13 protein-coding genes are annotated in these 17,855 nt (G+C 53.1%); 9 read left to right on the top strand and 4 right to left on the bottom strand.

Annotation, left to right across the window (positions count from 1 at the left end; genetic code table 11):
* Positions 1-139: 139 nt before the first annotated feature.
* A complete protein-coding gene (locus JSS75_01205; protein MBS1902303.1) occupies positions 140-2,743 on the bottom strand; it encodes an ATP-binding protein in 2,604 nt (867 codons plus the stop codon).
* 255 nt (positions 2,744-2,998) lie between these two features.
* Between JSS75_01205 and gyrB the strand changes: the two genes are divergently transcribed.
* From gyrB to JSS75_01175, 6 genes are all read left to right on the top strand, one after another.
* Positions 2,999-4,999 carry a DNA topoisomerase (ATP-hydrolyzing) subunit B gene (gyrB, locus tag JSS75_01200; protein ID MBS1902302.1) on the top strand — a complete coding sequence of 667 codons (2,001 nt, stop codon included), beginning with the start codon at positions 2,999-3,001 and terminating at the stop codon, positions 4,997-4,999.
* Positions 5,000-5,020: 21 nt separating this feature from the next.
* On the top strand, positions 5,021-6,154 hold the full coding sequence (locus JSS75_01195) for an ATP-binding protein (GenBank protein MBS1902301.1): 1,134 nt from the start codon (positions 5,021-5,023) through the stop codon (positions 6,152-6,154).
* Positions 6,155-6,896: 742 nt separating this feature from the next.
* Positions 6,897-7,649 (top strand): phage Gp37/Gp68 family protein, encoded by a 753-nt coding sequence (locus JSS75_01190; protein MBS1902300.1) that lies wholly within the window; start codon positions 6,897-6,899, stop codon positions 7,647-7,649.
* 67 nt (positions 7,650-7,716) lie between these two features.
* A complete protein-coding gene (locus JSS75_01185) occupies positions 7,717-10,074 on the top strand; it encodes a hypothetical protein (GenBank protein MBS1902299.1) in 2,358 nt (785 codons plus the stop codon).
* A gap of 49 nt (positions 10,075-10,123) precedes the next feature.
* Positions 10,124-10,909: a hypothetical protein gene (locus tag JSS75_01180; protein MBS1902298.1), complete on the top strand. Its 786-nt coding sequence runs from the start codon at positions 10,124-10,126 to the stop codon at positions 10,907-10,909.
* A 93-nt stretch (positions 10,910-11,002) separates the two neighbouring features.
* Positions 11,003-11,296, top strand: a complete 294-nt coding sequence (locus tag JSS75_01175; protein ID MBS1902297.1) for a hypothetical protein — start codon at positions 11,003-11,005, stop codon at positions 11,294-11,296.
* 47 nt (positions 11,297-11,343) lie between these two features.
* Here the strand turns inward: JSS75_01175 and JSS75_01170 are convergent, their stop codons facing one another.
* Together JSS75_01170 and JSS75_01165 are read right to left on the bottom strand one after the other, a co-directional pair.
* Positions 11,344-11,880 (bottom strand): GNAT family N-acetyltransferase, encoded by a 537-nt coding sequence (locus JSS75_01170; GenBank protein ID MBS1902296.1) that lies wholly within the window; start codon positions 11,878-11,880, stop codon positions 11,344-11,346.
* A gap of 59 nt (positions 11,881-11,939) precedes the next feature.
* Positions 11,940-14,993, bottom strand: a complete 3,054-nt coding sequence (locus tag JSS75_01165) for a T9SS type A sorting domain-containing protein (GenBank protein ID MBS1902295.1) — start codon at positions 14,991-14,993, stop codon at positions 11,940-11,942.
* 164 nt (positions 14,994-15,157) lie between these two features.
* On the opposite strand from JSS75_01165, the gene JSS75_01160 reads away from it, so the two are divergent.
* The 3 genes from JSS75_01160 (at position 15,158) to JSS75_01150 (ending at position 17,210) form a co-directional block, all read left to right on the top strand.
* Positions 15,158-15,706 carry a YceI family protein gene (locus JSS75_01160; protein ID MBS1902294.1) on the top strand — a complete coding sequence of 183 codons (549 nt, stop codon included), beginning with the start codon at positions 15,158-15,160 and terminating at the stop codon, positions 15,704-15,706.
* A gap of 287 nt (positions 15,707-15,993) precedes the next feature.
* A complete protein-coding gene (locus JSS75_01155; GenBank protein MBS1902293.1) occupies positions 15,994-16,482 on the top strand; it encodes a hypothetical protein in 489 nt (162 codons plus the stop codon).
* On the top strand, positions 16,479-17,210 hold the full coding sequence (locus JSS75_01150; protein MBS1902292.1) for an NAD-dependent deacylase: 732 nt from the start codon (positions 16,479-16,481) through the stop codon (positions 17,208-17,210). The genes JSS75_01155 and JSS75_01150 overlap by 4 nt, the downstream gene beginning before the upstream one ends.
* A 15-nt stretch (positions 17,211-17,225) precedes the next feature.
* On the opposite strand, the gene JSS75_01145 is transcribed toward JSS75_01150, so the two are convergent.
* Positions 17,226-17,672: a MarR family transcriptional regulator gene (locus JSS75_01145; GenBank protein MBS1902291.1), complete on the bottom strand. Its 447-nt coding sequence runs from the start codon at positions 17,670-17,672 to the stop codon at positions 17,226-17,228.
* Between the last annotated feature and the right edge of the window lie 183 nt (positions 17,673-17,855).

The following is a 17,855-nucleotide window of genomic DNA, read 5'->3' as shown; positions in this document are numbered from 1 at the left end:
AGTTGCTTTGGTCGAAACAGCTTAGTACGGAGCAATCTCTGATAGAGTAAAACGAAAACGCGCCCCCAACCTTTTCTGAACGGGATCTACCCCCCCTCCCCCAAGATTTGAACTTATTGACATGGTAAGATTGAGTTCACTACCTTCGTGACAAGTGGACATAGAACTCATCCGAGCCTTGCCGAATTGAAACTGAGTTATAGAAATCCTTGCTTGACATACCCCAGGCAGTTGCTATAACTTCAAGGTATGCATTAAGCAAATAGGCCCTCTGCATTGACCTATATGGTTCGTTATGAAAGTGTGATTCAAGAGTCCCGCTGATATTCTTATCATCATAGCTGCCCCTTAGGCTGGGCTGTCCACTTCTACTGACAGGGATAACAACAGCATTGGGTGCTACCCCAGGAAATCGTGCCCTACACCCCGGAACAGAGGACCACGGACCAACGCCATACGACAGCATCACTTCCGATTTGTCGAGAAGAAGCTGCTTTGCACCTTCGGTCGTCAGCAGCCTAGACTCACCGGGTGAAAGCACGGCGTTGAACCATGGAAGTGTGCTTTCGTACAATACAGAAGGGCCATAATCACTGATAACGGTGACGAGGAACTCAGAGCGGGAAGGGATCATTCCTTCGCTTTCTAATGCTCCAATAGCTCGTACGATTCCACCCTTCAATTCAGCGAATGTGGAAACGTTAAAGGCACTGTAATCCCACTCGATGGTCTGGTTTCGAGATGCGGTTAGCTTCACGTCATCCATGTCAACGAGCCCAACCACCCCACGAGTCCTAATAGTTTGTATCGAAATGCCCTTCGAACAGAGCAAGACGCGGCCATAACCTGGAATGGCAATAATCCTTCGGTCACTTGAGACATACTCTGGGGCATCACCGAGCCACCGTTTTGCCAATGGAATGTCGTCATATTTTTTTGATGACTCTCCAGTGAAATCAAAATCGGATACTCCTCGAAGCTCTCGGGGTGAGGTCCTACGCCTTGGTATCTCGTGTTCGGATGACAGAACAAAGTCGTACAGTTCCTTCTGAGATATTCGCTTCCACCACTCCTTCTGCAGGATTGATACCTTGTCATTCTCTCGCAGTTCAACATCAAATGGCAGCATTGGGGCACGAAGCGAAACTCGTTTCCCTAGCTCAGAATAAGTCTCCGGGCTCTGCTTCTCGATCTTTACGGTTATTCTCGTTCCATTAATACCCTTCGGGGTGACCTCCCGCATCGCGCCCCGCTTGTCCAATCCGTGCAGCTCAATCTCGAAACGTTTCTCACCTCGTTTCTCAGTAGCAATAGAAACTTTATTGCCAACCATAAATATCGAGAGAAAGCCTATCCCAAATTTTCCTGCCGGTCTAAATTCTGATCGCTGTATGTCCGGATATGCATTATAGAATTCAGGAGACTCCCAGAAATTGGTCGCGATGCCAAGAAGGTAATTCCGTATAACAGAAGACGTCATCCCAACTCCATTATCCTCTACAATCAATGTCCGAGCACCACTCTCCTCAAGCATCCCAATTATGAGCTTCCCGTCGATGTGCGGCAAGTCACCCGCCCTTCGTTGACGAGATTCTAGCACTATCGCATCTCTTGCGTTCTGGATCAACTCACGCAACGGAACAAGATCATCGTCACCGTATAGAGTCTTGCCACCTACAGTTTCTATCAGTCGAGCAACAGACTCAATCGAATCAGCCTTAAACCTGACATCGACAGGTTCGAAGTTGAAGGGTTGGACAAATGAAGCAAAATTTGTGGGCGTACTTACTCTAGACACTCCCTCCAACGAAAACCTGTTCGTCGTTGTAACTGTACTAGATAAGAATTCAGAGACTAGGGATATTTGGACGTCCAGTCCAGTCGCCATTTCGTAAAATAACCACCAAGCATCTTGGTCCTCGATTGGTCGGAAAGTGGTGTATTTAATCCTATTTTCAACACGAATCGGTGGACTGATATTCTCTTGGGCTTTCCAGTGAAGCAAGCTTGAACCGCTCACTCCTGTTCTTAGTACCCGCTCTAGATAGTTCGCTCGTTCTGTGTTAATATGAGCATAATCAATAATTCGAAGTGCGCAAGCTAGAAATGATAGATTGACCGCTTCACCTCTGGTACTGTTTTCCGTTTGACGTTTGCCTAACTCGTTCTCAACTCTTGCCATTCCCCAGTGATGACTCACTGATACCTTTGCTATGTAATCTGCCCAATGACGCCGAATCTCCGCCTTTTCAATCACATGTTGACCCAACCCCGGGAACTCCTCCTTACACAACTTTTCAGCAAATTCAGCATGTGTATCTCGAGCGCCCACTTCCAAGGCAAGAAAGTCCGCCTCTCGCTCAGCAAGCCCAAGAACCGAAATCGCTCGGCTTTTCTGAGCTCGATATGCATCACTATTACGTAGATCCTCACAGCCCTGGACTGTGGCAGCCCTCGCCATTCCAAGATCATGGAAATAAAAAGAGGCGCCGAGTACGAATACCTCTGAAGCCGAGAAACGTTCAAGCTCCTTATCGGTGAAGACAACTTCTGCAATCCCCCAGAGTGCATCCATGTGACGCACACTGTGGTCAGTATACCCCGGAAGCACAACTTGGACACGATCTGCTATTTTCTCACAGTTGCTGCGAATTGACAAAAGCTCATGCTGCAATTCGGGTGCAGCGTTCATAGCTAGCCAGAGTTTTGTTTCCTCGATTTTCTTCATTTCTACTGCCCTCATTGTCGTCACAACCCTAAGATATTCAGGGGTGGATTATACCTACTCATCAAAGATACAAAGGTTCGACGGCTACTACTGGCGATACAACGAATAGACTGCAAATGGAGTGGGAATCCTGCGACAGTTAATAGCGCAGAATTGAGTTAGGTCTTACTCCCTTTCCGCAAACCTTCCCCCCCATTTTCTTGTTCTCATTCATCGGATTTCTGCATTCCGTAAGTCGTTGTTTTTCAACTCGTTAAATTTTCCGTTCTGATGGCGAAAACTCAGGAGTACGGCGCTCAAGATATTCAAATTCTCAAAGGCCTCGAAGCGGTGCGCAAGCGCCCTGCGATGTACATCGGCGATGTCGGTCCGCGCGGCCTGCATCACCTCGTGTATGAGATCGTCGACAACTCGATCGACGAAGTGCTCGCCGGGTTCGCCAGCGAGATCACGGTCGTCCTGAATGCCGACGGATCGTGTACCGTCACCGATAACGGCCGCGGTATCCCGACCGGAATTCATCCCGTCGAGAAAGTCAGCGCGCTGCAGGTCGTCATGACCGTGCTGCATGCCGGCGGTAAGTTCGATAAGAATGTCTACAAGGTCTCGGGCGGTCTGCACGGCGTCGGCGCATCGGTCGTGAACGCGCTGGCCGAGTGGTGCGAGGTCGAAGTCCACCAGAACGGCGAGATCTTCTTCCAGCGCTACGAGCGCGGCGAACCCAAGAAGAAGGTCGAGGTCATCGGCAAGACGAAGAAGACCGGTACCAAAACGACCTGGAAGCCCGACGGCGAAATTTTCAAGCAGACCCAGCAGATGCGCTTCGACTACCTGCGCGAGCGCATGATGGAGCTGTCGTTCCTGAACCCGACGGTCTCCATCACGCTCAAGGACGAGAACACGAAGGAAGAAGAGGTCTTTCACGCAAAGGGCGGCTTGCGCGATTTCGTCAAGCACACCGACCGCAACAAGATCTCGCTCCACAAGCCCGTCTATGTCGAGGGCAACAAAGAGAACACGCCCGTCGAGATCTGCTTCGAGTACACCGACGCGTACAACGAGAATCTCTTCAGCTACGTCAATAACATCAACACGCATGAGGGCGGCACGCACGTCGCGGGGTTCCGCAAGGCGCTCACGCGTACGATGAATAACTGGGCGCAGAAGAACAATCTCATCAAGAGCGATAAGATCTCGCTCACGGGCGACGATTATCGCGAAGGTCTGACGGCTGTTATCTCGGTGAAGGTCGCAGAGCCGCAGTTTGAAGGCCAGACGAAGACGAAGCTCGGCAATAGCGAAACGCAGTCGGTCGTCGAGATGATTATGGGCGAGCAGCTCTCGGCATTGCTCGAAGAGAACCCGGCCATCGGCAAGCGCATCATCGACAAGGTGCTCCGCGCCGCCGAAGCCCGCGAGGCTGCGCGCAAGGCGAAGGACATGGTCCGCCGCAAGAACGCGCTCGAGAACTCGGCGCTTCCCGGCAAGCTTGCCGACTGTTCGATCACCGATCCGGAGCATTGCGAGATCTACCTCGTCGAGGGCGACTCGGCAGGTGGCTCGGCCAAGCAGGGCCGCGACCGACGCTTCCAGGCGATCTTGCCGCTCAAGGGTAAGATCTTGAACGTGCAGAAGGCGCGCTTGCATAAGATGCTCGAGAACGAGGAGATCAGAAACATCTTCACAGCGCTCGGCGTCGGCATCGGCGAACAGCAGGATCTTTCGAAGATGCGCTACGGCAAGGTCATCCTCATGGCCGATGCCGATATCGACGGCGCGCATATCCGCACGCTCATCCTGACGCTGTTCTACAATCACATGCGCGACCTCATCGAGAACGGCAACATCTATATCGCACAGCCGCCGCTCTATAAGGTGAAGAAAGGCAAGCAGGAGTTCTACGCCTACAACGACGAAGAGCGCGACGAGATCATCAAGCGCATCAAATCGCAAAAGAAATCGAAGGACGAGCCGGAGGAGGAAGTGATCCTGGAGAGCGAATTCGTCGCCGACGAAACCTCCGTTGCAACGCCGGTCCCGCCGGAGATGAAAGGCATCGTGATCTCGCGCTTCAAAGGTCTCGGCGAAATGAACCCCGAGCAGCTCTGGAGCACGACGATGAACCCCGAGACGCGCACACTGCTGCGCGTCAACATCGACAGCGCCGCCGCCGCCGCCGACGTCTTCGAAACCCTCATGGGCGACGAAGTAGAACCCCGCCGCCAGTTCATCGAAAAGAATGCAACGTATGTGCGGAATTTGGATGTGTAGACCTATCGTTCGCAATGAATCATGAGACTGGTATCATTAGAGTACGAGAACAAAGCGCTTGAGTGGAAGCTCGAGCGGACCTACTTCGATGATTTTAATCTCCTTGTGGGCGTTTCCGGAGTCGGCAAGAGCCTGATACTGAGGGCCATCCTCTCTTTACATGAAATCGCGCACGGTGCATCCGTGAGTGGGTTGACTTGGAGTGCGGAATTCGAGGCTAGTGGAAACAAGCGATATGTATGGGAGGGTGAGTTCGAAAATATTGGGGTCTTGAAGGTGCCCGCAAAGTATGAGCGACAAGCCACCGCTGAGAATGCACCAAGGATACTTCGCGAAACGATTAATCTCGGAGGTGCCGAAGTCGCCCGACGTGGCCCCGGAGGGGTTTTCTTTGAGAATAAGCAAGTTGAACCAAAGCTGTCATCCTCGGAGAGCCTAATTTCGTTATTTGAGGAGGAAGATAAACTGTTCGAGCTGGTGTGGGGGCTAAAAAAAATGTTTCTCCACGACCAGTCGCGCGCCGAGTTACCCTGGTTTACCGACTCAAGCGCTTGGCCAAACAAGCCGACGTATGCTGACGCCCAAAGCATCATAGCGGTACCATATACCTCCGAGTTTAAGCTAATCGAGCTATACCGCTATTTCCCAGAGGAAGTCGCTCCTATATTCGGTGCTTTTAAGGAAATTTTTCCGACAGTTGAAGATTTGAGGTTTGTTCAACCAAGTGTTGAAAACCTTGACAGAGAAGATAACGAAAGATATCTGCTTCAAATTAGGGAAGCCGACCGTTGGATTCGCAGCGAGAATGTTTCATCCGGAATGAGACGTACGCTAAGTAATCTGGCAGACCTATATTTGGCAAGTCCAGGAAGCATAGTCCTAATTGATGAGTTTGAAAATAGCATGGGAGTAAACTGCCTTGATTTCGTTACCAATGTGATCCTGTCGAAACGAAAGGACATCCAGTTCATTATTACCAGCCACCATCCCTATATTATCAATCAGGTACCAATGCCATCTTGGCGCGTCGTCCTCAGACGTGGCCATGTTGTTTCAGTGAGAGACGCCGGCGATCTAGGTCTAGGACTAAGCAAACATGACGCCTTTCTCCAACTGCTCAATTCAGAGCCCTTCACAGAAGGCATCGGAGTGTGAGAAACGTTTACTTTTTGGTGGAGGGGAGGAGTTGTGAGAAGAGGGTCTACCCTACCTGGATTGACAAGCTCAACCCTGGCCTTTCAAGGGTTCCGTCGGTGCAACTCGCGTCCGAGAACTCGTTCTATATATTCAGTGGTTGTGGATACCCAAGAATACTCGACGTTGCACTCAAGAATACTGTCTCTGAGTTGAATTCACTACCCCAATACACAGACCTAGTGATATGCTTGGACGGGGATGAGATAGGTGTAGCGCCTCGAGTGCAAGAGGTATTCAAGAGGCTAAGCGCACTTGACGTCCAACTGCTGCACGCTAGCTTACACGTCATCATCCAAAACCGTTGTTTTGAGACTTGGCTTCTCGGAAATAATTCATTGCGAACAATCTCTCCTATCGGAAGCCCGCTTCGAGAATACCTTGCATACCATAATGTCTTTGTTGAAGATCCAGAAAAGTGCGGCCATTATGACCATCGGTTCACTTACAACCAGTTTCACAAAGAGTACCTACGAGAACTCATGCATGGCTGTGGTGGCTCATACAACCCCTCGCGCCCCGGAGCGGCAATAAGCCAAGCGTTCATAGGTGCGCTTGAGAGTCGAGTTCAGCAACAATCCGATCACCTCGAGTCCTTTCAGCATTTCTTAGGACTCATTCGGAGCCTCTGAGTCCCACACATTCGCCTGTCGTGAATTTCTATGTATGATTCCTTCCACAGTCATTACAAGAAGTCATAATCGTGTCAACAATCTCCCACATCGAATGGACCGAGGTCACCTGGAATCCTGTCACGGGATGTGACAAGATTAGCCAGGGGTGTAAGCATTGCTACGCAGAGCGGATGGCCAAGCGACTGAAAGCCATGGGGTCCGAGCGATACCGCAATGGCTTTGCTGTCACATTGCACGACGATCTTGTCGACCTGCCTCGGAAGTGGAAGAAGTCACGCATCGTGTTTGTGAACTCGATGAGTGACCTCTTCCATCCGGATATTCCCCTTGAGTTCATTCAGCAGGTGTTCAAAACGATGAATGAAACTCCCCACCACACATATCAAATTCTAACCAAGCGAAGCGAACGACTTCGAAAGGTTGCCAAGTACCTTACATGGACTGAGAATATTTGGATGGGTGTGAGTGTAGAAGACGAGCGCGTGGCAAACCGCATTACCGATCTACAGCATGTTCCTGCGACCACACGTTTTTTGTCACTCGAACCACTTATCGGGCCGCTTGAGAACCTTCCTCTCGATGGCATTCATTGGGTAATTGTCGGCGGTGAATCAGGGCCCAAATCCCGGCCAATGCTCAATGCTTGGGTCACTTCAATTCACCGACAATGTAGGAATGCAAAAGTCCCATTCTTTTTTAAACAGTGGGGAGGCGTTCGTAAGCATATCACCGGCCGCAAACTATACGGTCGCACGTACGATCAGATGCCAGGCTATTATTCCAAACAGCAAGAGTACTATCCACTTGAAGTAGTTCAGTAGAAGTCCCTCCTCCCCTCAACCAATCCCCTCCCCTCGTGTGTTGATTCTCCCACGGAGAAGTCTTACTATGCGAAAGTCTTTCACTTGGGTTGTGTTGGTGGTCGTGTGTGCGCTCGCGGGAGTTGCCGCGGCGCAGTATCCATCGGGTGCTTTGTTGCGGCTCGATGCGGGGGCGGAGACGACTTCGACCGGTGGACGCCTGACACAATGGTCCGATGCGAGCAAGAACGGCGTCGCGTTCGTTGCGCCGGACACCGCGAGCCGACCGTACGTTGGCGCCGCAAACATCAACGGCCATCCGGTAATCACGTTCTTGCCGAGCGGCAGCTATCTCGAAGGGCCGCATCTCTTCCCTGTGAGCCAGGACTATACCGTCGTAATGGTGATGCGCATCACGAACTTCGGCGTGACGAACAACATCGTCTCGGGCACGACGCATGCAACCTACTTCGGTGGCGCAACAAGCATTCGCTTCCTGCACGGCAACTTCAATACACAAGCGGTCTCCTCAGCGCCTCTGAGCGCATCGCCTGCCGTCGTGATCGGGCGCTTTCGCCAGAGTACGCAAAACGCAGGATGGTACGTCAACGGTCAGGATGGCGATTCGAGTCTGGTCGGGACGAACACCGACAGCACGATCTATCTCGGATGCTATCAGCGCGGTAACTTCATGTCGGGCGATATTGCGGAGGTGTTGATCTATCCTCGCTTCGTCTCCGATATCGAACGCAGACAGCTCGAAGACACGCTCTTCAAGAAATATGGCATCACCGGCCCGCAGCCGCCGGACACGACATTCAGCGAGGTACCGAAACGCCTCGGTTTCTACGCGCGTGATGAGGATGACTCTGCGACCGTTGGCGTCAAAGGGACACTACGTGCAATCGGTTTCGATTCGGTGTATCTGCGCGCGAAAAAGAACGGTGTCACGTACTCATATTCAAGCGTGCCGCTTACATCGGGCAAGCCGTTCGCGCTTAACGCTCGCATTCACGCAGAGCTCTCAGAGTATTCGTTCACGATCGGCGCCAAAGGTTCGGACAAGGATTCCGTGCTTCGACAAGTTGACAGTGTGGTCTGCGGCGAAGCAATTCTCATTGACGGCCAGTCGAACTCCATCTTCGGTCTCGATACGTACACGAACGAATACTGCCGCACGTTCGGCGGCAACTTCTCATCATCGAAAGCCGATACCGCGTGGTCGCTCTCAGTCGGGTACGGCACGGGCGGCGGATCGAACGTCGGCGCGTTTGGGCTCGAGATCCAGCGCGACTACGCCGAGCGCATGCACCTGCCGACAGCGCTCATCACCGGCAGCGTCGGTGGCACGGCGATCGAACAGCATTTGCCGAATGCAAACAATCCGACGGATCTTAGCACGATCTATGGTTCGATGCTCTACCGAGTGAGAAAGGCCGGACTTGTAAACAAAGCCAAAGCGCTATTCTGGTATCAGGGTGAATCGAACTCGATCACGAATTACTTCGACAACTTCAAGAAGCTTTCGAACTCCTGGCGTATCGACTATCCTGCAGTGAAGAAGTTCTACGTCGTGCAGGTTCGTCCGGGCTGCGCCGCTCCGGGCAACAGCAGCGAGTTGCGCGACCTGTTGCGCTCGCTCTCGAGATATTACCTCGATGTCGTGACACACACAACGATGGGCCTGCCGGATCATGACGGTTGCCACTTTATCAAGGCGGTCAACGGCTATCACATGCTCGGCGACCAGCTTTTCGCACTCGTCGAGCGCGATCTCTATCACAGCACCGACACCATTGGCATCAACTCGCCCGATATTCTATCCGCACGATATACCGACGAGACGCACACTTCGATCACGCTACTATTCAACACCGGTGGCAGCGGTATGAATGTGCCCGCCGATAGCATGTTCGATACGCTGCGAGCGTCTATCAAAGACTATTTCTACGTCGGCACCGATACGTCGCTTGTTAGCGAAGTCACCGCGCATGGCGACACCATACTTTTGAAGCTCAAGCATTCGACGAATGCTCGGACGATTGCATATCTGCCGGATACATACTATAACAACACAACGATCACTTACGAAGGCCCATGGCTTCGCAACAACAACGGCCTCGGTGCATTCTGCTTCTGGGGTGTACCGATCACATACGTGTTACGAGTTGGGGAGGCGACGACATCCGGGACGGATCTTTCCGTGATTCCCAATCCGGCATCCGATCACTCGCTGCTCTCATTCGAGCTTGGCGAGCGAGCACGCGTGCGACTTAGCGTTTATGACGAAACCGGCAGAGAACTTCTGAGACCCGTCGATGAGACGCGCGAAGCGGGCCGCTACACGCTCGATCTCGACACGCGTTCGCTGCCAACCTCCAGCCTCGTGTGCCGTCTTGAATCGAACGGATACGTCATCGAGCGACGTTTGATAGTCACGCACTGATCTATTGTACTGTATGAGAGTCCGTTCGACTGCCCGAAGATTATCCGCTGTGCTGCTGTTACTGGCGTTAACACGTCCGAGTTCGGGGCAATCGCTCCAGAGTCTCGAATCGACATTGGCGCGTTCGTTCGATCGCATCAACGAATGTTACCGGCTCGGACGTCAATTCCGCGTCGATCCTGAGAAGTCGGCCGCATACGCCGATTCGCTGCGCGAAGCGAGCGAGGACGTGCGCCGATATTTGCTACAAACGCTGCCGCTGATCCCGGAATCGATCGATGCCCCGATCGCGACACCGGAGAATCTTTGGCTGACGACGTCGGCCGATAAGAAGCTGAGGACGTGGGCGTGGGACACGAAAACCGGCGGCGAGCAACCGCAGATCGTTATGCTCTTCGAGTATCGCACGTCGAGTGGCGTGAAGGTGGCCGATCTGCGCCCGACCGGGACAACGGGTTATGCGCCCGATTGGTATGACACGATCTACACGGTCACGACGAAGCAAGGAGAGACGTATTATATTCCGTTCGTCAATTCGCAGTTCACCGCAAACCAGGTCGCACAGCGGCTCGATGCGTACACGATCTCGGAAGGATCGCTCCGGAAAGGCGCCCGACTGTTCCAAACAACCGGCGGCGCCGCGCATTCGATCGAGCTTCGATACGACTACTTCAAAAACTATAGCGAGAAGTTGGGCCGCGAACGGTTCAAGATCAAGTTCTCGAATACGATGCAGACATTGAGTGTACCGGTCGCCGTCGGTGACAGCCTGACCTCTTCGAACCGACTCTTCGAGTTCGACGGAAGCAGGTATATAGAAACTCCCCAGCATTGACCGGTTGAATCTTTTAGGTCTGCGCTGCATCTCACGAGTGTAATTCACCGGTTCGATTCCCCCGATCGAACTACAACCGGGAAAGGTATCGCAATGAAATCGATTTCCATGGCGCTGTGTGCGCTGATGTTCTCCGCTTCGGTAATCGTGGCCCAACCGCAGGGCGGGCAAGGTCAGGGTACGGGGAAAGGAACTCAGCTCAAAACGCAGATCCAACAACGCAAGCAGCTTCGTAAGCGTGATTCGACGGGCGTCTATCACGAGCAGAACGTGAAGTCACGCGAGGCCCGGCAGAAAGCGAACCGAGCCACGCAAGGTTCAGGCGCGAAACGACGCGGTCAAGGGCAAGGTCAGGGTCAGCGCAAGGGGCAGGGCGGAAAACAGTAGTACCTGTTCGATCGCAATGCGCGGTCATTGGGCAGTGAGGCTAGGGCTCACTGCCCAACAGGTGTGTTTTGTTCTCGCCGCAGCAACGTATAGATGTACTGATCCACGAATTGGCCTCGCTCGAAATAGTAATCGTGCAGAAGGGCCTCTTGCCGAAAGCCGAGCGACTCGAGTAATCGAATCGCCGATGCATTTCGTGGGTCGGTTTCTGCGACAAGTCGGTTCAATCGGAAGAACGGTAAATCGTTGAAAAGATACTTGACGACAGCCGTAAGCGCTTCGCGCGCGTAGCCACGGCCCCACCCGCTCGGACCGAACGTACAGCCGATCTCCGCCTTTCGGTGCTCTTCCTGCAAACGGAAAATACTGCTCTCCCCGATCACTCGACCATCGGATCGACTGGCAATCGCCCAGACAAGACCGGACCGATGCTCACGGAATCGCGAACGAAAATTCTGGATCAATTGCTGGGCGGAATCAATACTGTCGACACGTGGTACGCCAGTATATTGCAGCACCTGTTCGTGCCGCCACATCTCATATAAATCGCGCGCATCGCGCTCTTCCCACTCGCGCAGGATCAACCGTTCGGTCTCGAGGACAGGAAATGGGAGGATATCGGTACTCGAATCCAGCAGCGGGCTTATTTCAGATTGATAATATTCCGGGTGATCACCGTCGCACCGTCTTCGACACGCAACACATAGGTACCCTTCGACAAGCCGAGCGCCGTTGCATCGAGCAGAATCTGTTCGCTCGCGGGCAGAGGTGTTACACGGCCCAGTATATCGGTAAGTGTTACCTTCACCGACGGCGAAGCATTGCGGATCGTTAAGAGCGCCTGCGACGTGAACGGGTTCGGGACCACACTCACGCTGAGTTCGTCTTCATGAGTCATCGGTACGGAGGTCGACTGCACCGCATGTGCGACCAGCACTGCTTCGCGCATGGCACCTCGTGAATAATAGAGGCGAACCTTCGCGCTGAAATTCCCGATCGCCGTTGGCGCGAATGTGATGCTCAACGGTTTGACCGCACCGCCAAGGAATAGTGTCGGGAAAAAGCCGTTGAGTGTAAACGGAGCAGTTCCGGCAGCAAGCACACCGGAATCCATCACAACCGTCATACCGCTCGGCGGCGAGTTCGTCACCAACAATGATTTTGTTGCCGGCTTATCGAGTGGGACATCGCCGAAGTTGAGCGTGTCCGGGCTTGTCAACGTTCCAGCAACCGGCACGAAATTCAACGGTTCGATCCGATACATCGGAGTGCTCCGTGTCAACCTCTGACGGTTCGTCGCGACGATCTTATATTCATATCCGTTCGGATACAAATTCGTTGCCGTTGCATGCCACTTTGCACCGGAGAGTATCCCGAGATCGACCTGTTTCAAAAACGTCCCGTTCAGATCGTAGATCTCAAGCTCGACGGACTGAACGTTATCGGCAATATCGTACGGATCGCTGTGTACCTCGGCATCGACATCGATCGACACACCATGCAGACGGCTCGAGTCGAGTGGCACATGAATGATCGACGGTCCCGCTCCCCATGCATAAAATGAGTACGGCACCATAAAGCGGTAATCGTTTTGCCATGTCGTGTACATCATCCCGCGCACCCCGGGAATCGAATCCATCGCTCTGCGCCATGCAAGGATCGACGTCAGATCGCCGACATCGTAGTATGCCGAAGCGATCTGTTTCATTCCCAGGTTTGAGAAGAACCGAAGCGACCGGTCTTTATCGCTGCCGTTCCAATTCATGATCGTCAGATCCTTCGGAATGTTCAACCAATCGCCGCGCAAATCGCCATTGACGAGATAATAGTTGTTCGTCGCATTGTGCAATGAGTCGAACATATCGCTCCAGACACAGATATCGGCGTTCGGTGAGATCGAACGGATGAGGTCGTGGCACTTCGTGACATTATCCGCGAGCAATGTTGCCGGGCTCAATCCGCGATTGATACACGCAGCGTCATGATCGAGGTTGCGGATCTCATCGTGCCCCATCATGAATGTGCTGCCGTGATAGAGATTATTCACACGTGTCACCTGGTCGCGAAGGATCTTATAGAGAGTATCCTCCGATACACATGCCATCACGCTGCCATTACCCGAGTTATCGCTCACGGCTGCATAGGGATGGTAGTAGGAGATCAGGACAGTATCGCCGTTATGCAAAATGCCGTTCGTCAAACGACGAAACGTTGGCGGCGTATGCCACGGGAAATACGAGCCGTTGGAGGTCGCGATCGAAGGATCGGTGATGTGCGCGAAATCGACATCTTCCACATAGGTAACGCCTGTATGGACGTTGGTCACTTTGATCGGGGTACCCGGTCGGCGAAGCACATTGCAGAGTCCTCCGGGTTTGATCTGGAAGTCGTCATACCAAATCGTCCCGCTGCTGCCGCCCCACACACCACAGTACAAATTGATCGAGGTGTTGCCAAGCGTGTTAATAGTGACTTCCGCGCGTGTCCAGTCCATGCTCGGCTGCAATGCAAGCGAGGTCGAGGTTAGCGTCCGTCCGTCATTGACGCCCGTGGCAAGTAACTGCACAAAACCGCCGGAATAATTCGCATCGGTCTTATACCAGAACGACATCACGTAGTACCCGTTGGAATCGCAATCGACTTTCAGATTGAAGCGCGCATTCCCGTTCGGATTATTCAGCGTAAAATTCGAGCACCGCGCACTGCGCGAACCACTGTGCGATGTCGTGACGTCCACCGTCGAGGGATCGTTTACGCCATCGTAAAACGTCCAGCCTGTGAACTTCTTCCCGGTACCGTCAACCTGCTCGAACCCTCCGTTCGGGATTGTCACTCGTGGGTCCGGGATCAGCCTTCCGGTATCTGCTTCGATGATATATTTCGACACCGCATGCAATCCTTCGGCAAGGTTCGGATCGTTATAGAGAATCCCTTCCGACCAGCCAAGCCCGACAACACCGGGGATAATATCGATATTGTCCTTGCGACTCGTCGCAAGCAGCGAATCGATGTTCGCGAAATATGAAGGTCCCAGTAATTGGAGAACAGAATATTTAAAGTCCGACTGCTGGATCCCGTTGAGCTTATACATTGCCATCGTGTCGGCGATCGCCCGAAGTGTCTGGACGTTACCATTGACCAGCAGATTATGAGTCGAGAACACCCAACGGTCGGGATAATCGGGATAATCGTACACATGCGAGCCGACAGTCGTGGCTGTACCGAACTTGACGTTGGTCAATTGTGCGATCGTGACGCAGCCATAAAACAAGCCGAGCGTATCGGACGCTTGCAGCATGATTGTGGCCTCGTCGATATCGAGGATGTAGCTCTGCGGCTTTGAAAAATCTTCTCCGTCGGGGATGCGTGTATGCATCATCGTGCCGAGCGCCGGCCATGTATTGGCTACACCGATAAATATCCCACGCGGCCCATCGTATTGCGATGCACGAATGACGGGTACGGTCTTTCCGAGAAGGAGAAAGAACCGTTGTTGAAGGAAATTGGCCGCACGCAGCGTCGCTTCGTTGGCGTCGTCGGCAACGACGATCGGCGAATACTCATTCACGATAAAATTTGTACCCCGATCGAAACAGGCTTTCGGTCTGGGTAAGAGATGGCGAAGATCACCGGCGAGCGTGGATTGGGCAAACAACGCAGCGATGAACACAGCAGTGATCAAACGACGTAGTATCATAGATAACTGAGATATTCGTGTCGTATAACACCAATATATAAAGGACTAATGCCCACTCGGGGCAATTATTACATCTTCAGTGAAACAATTTTGAATGTAAAAACGTATGTATATACATTGATTGTAGATACATATTTTGATTACTCATTGAAAGGCAATTACTTATGGCAACCTGGACACTTGATCAAGCACACACCGAGGTAACATTCAAAGTACGTCACCTCGTCGTTTCCACCGTTACGGGATGGTTCAAGAGCTTTTCCGGCTCTATCAATGCCGATGCACCCGATTTTTCGGACGCGACCATCGCATTCGAAGCGGATGTCGATAGCATCGACACCAAGAACGAGATGCGCGACGGACACCTCAAAAGCGCGGACTTCTTCGATGCGGCCAACCACCCGAAGCTGACCTTTGTCTCGAAGAAGATTCAACGCAAGGGCGAAGGCGAATACCTCGTCACCGGCGATATTACGATCCGCGGCACGACCAAAGAGATCGCGCTCACGGCAACCTACAACGGACAGGTTTCAGGCTTCGGCGGCACCACCGTTGCAGGCTTCGAGATCGCCGGCAAACTCAATCGCATGGATTTCGGCCTGCAGTGGAACGGGATCACCGAGGCTGGCGGCGTAGTCGTTAGCGACGAAGTGAAGCTCCATATCAACGCTGAACTCGTCAAGCAGGAAGTCGCCGAACTCGTCGAGGCGTAACAAACTCAGGCAGGGTGAGGTTGGAGGACATGAAGTCGAATCGTGACTCAGTCTGGCGCATTGTCATTCTGAGCAACGCGAAGAATCTCTCGATGAAACGTAGTGTGGCTCGGCGAAACGAGATTCGTAGCTTCGCAGAGAATGACGCCTCTTACAGTGTTCAAACGAAGCCACTACCTGCAGTCAGATGTCAGAACGATGGATAGGCAGCGCACAATGATGAACAGGATCTGACGTCTGTACTCAGAACAAGAACAAATTGCGGTGGCGGTTGTTATGGAAATTCCATGATACCCTACACCGCAATCTTGTTTTCGGAACGCCAACACTTTTCGCGGTGGTGGTTCTTACTTGGCATTGAGCCGATCGTCATCGTGCTTGGGTTGGCCGTCGGCGGTATCGTCCCGTGGGTCGCTGTACTTGGTGTGCTGGGGTTCGCTCTGATCGCGCCGTCGCTCCTCGTGCTTTCCCTGCTCGAGACCGTCATAACCTCCGACGAGATTCGCATCCGGTTTCGGCCATTCAAATGGAAGTGGAAGGTCATCCCGATCGGTGATATTGAGAAGGCATTCGTCCGACAGTACGACCCGCTCGGAGAATACGGCGGCTGGGGGATCAAGTATGCGGGCAAGAAGGAAGGCTGGTGCTATAACGCCCGCGGGAAGTGGGGACTTCAGCTTCACTTCAAAGGCGGCAAACCACTCTTGATCGGGACTATGAAACCTGACGAGTTGAAAGAGGTCATCGCAACGCTCGTTCCCTCCCCGACACCATGATCGATCTACCCGGCCATCTCGCACACGCCGATCGCATTGTTGTGTTTACCGGCGCTGGAATTTCTGCCGAGTCCGGTATCGCTACCTTTCGCGCACCCGATGGCATATGGGCACAGTTCAAGCCCGAAGAGCTTGCGAATATCGATGCATTCATGGCAAACCCCGAGCGCGTCTGGCAATGGTATCAATATCGCAGGCATGTGGTGGAGTCGGCAACGCCGAACGCCGGGCATCGGGCGATTGCCGACCTCGAACAATTCATCCCGCGCGTAGATGTCGTAACCCAAAATGTTGACGGACTGCATCGCGCTGCCGGCTCGACACATGTACACGAACTTCACGGATCGCTCATAGCGCACCGATGCCTCGAATGCGGACGTCCGTATGAGATAGCACCTGACGAGCAACATGTGCCGCAGTGTCCGGAATGTGGCGGATTAATTAGGCCGGGCGTGGTTTGGTTTGGCGAAGAACTTCCGGCAGACGTCTGGGATGCAGCAGAAGCAGCGACCCGTGAATGCGACCTCTTCCTTTCGGTCGGGACCTCGACGATCGTCTATCCCGCAGCGTCGCTCCCCTTTCTCGCGATTCGGCTCGGGAAATACGTGATCGAAGTAAACCCGGAATCGACGGACTTCTCTCGCTATGCCGATCGTTCTGTGCGGGAGACTGCAGGAGTTGCGATGCCGCAGATTGCTGAGCAACTATACGCGCTCAGAAACCAATGATACGACGGCGTACTCTCAGACTTCGTCCTCGTACGTGCGTTCGCACAGCACAGAGAGCGTCAGACATTCTTCCTTAGTAAAGAGGCCGCCGAAAATATGCTCGATGTAATCCGCGACCAGAGGATCGAGCACGTGCATCACCTCGGCGCCTTTCGATGTGAGTTTGGCAATTGACTCGCGCTTATCCGTCGTGCCGCGCACACGTTCGACGAAGCCAAGATGCACGAGCCTATCGATCAACCGGGTAACGTCCGGTGCGCGATCGACCATACGGGCACTGACCTCGGAACGCGGATGCCCGTTCGGATAGACTCCGCGAAGAATTCGCAGTACATTATACTGCCGTCGCGTGATCCCGTAGGATTCGAGGATCTTCTCCATTCCTTCCTCGACCCGGCTCGATGCGACGATCAGGTTCAGCATTGCCGACGCCGCCGGAGACATTGGCGACGTCTGTTTCATCCATTTTTCTAAAGCTCGTCCCATTCGCGTGTGTTGCTACACACAAAAATACGCGATACTACACATGACACACTCCAGAGGCGGTTTCTTGCCCCCTGATAAGACACACAACTAGGCAAAAGTGTTACTTTGAACACGGTTTTGTTCAAACATGCCACGGGAGGACGAGAAACCGGGGAAGGT

This window comes from Bacteroidota bacterium (genome assembly GCA_018266755.1).
Taxonomy (GTDB): domain Bacteria; phylum Bacteroidota; class Ignavibacteria; order Palsa-1295; family Palsa-1295; genus JAFDZW01.
The sequence above is the reverse complement of the archived record's forward strand: the minus strand, read 5'-3'. Positions and strand labels throughout refer to the sequence as shown.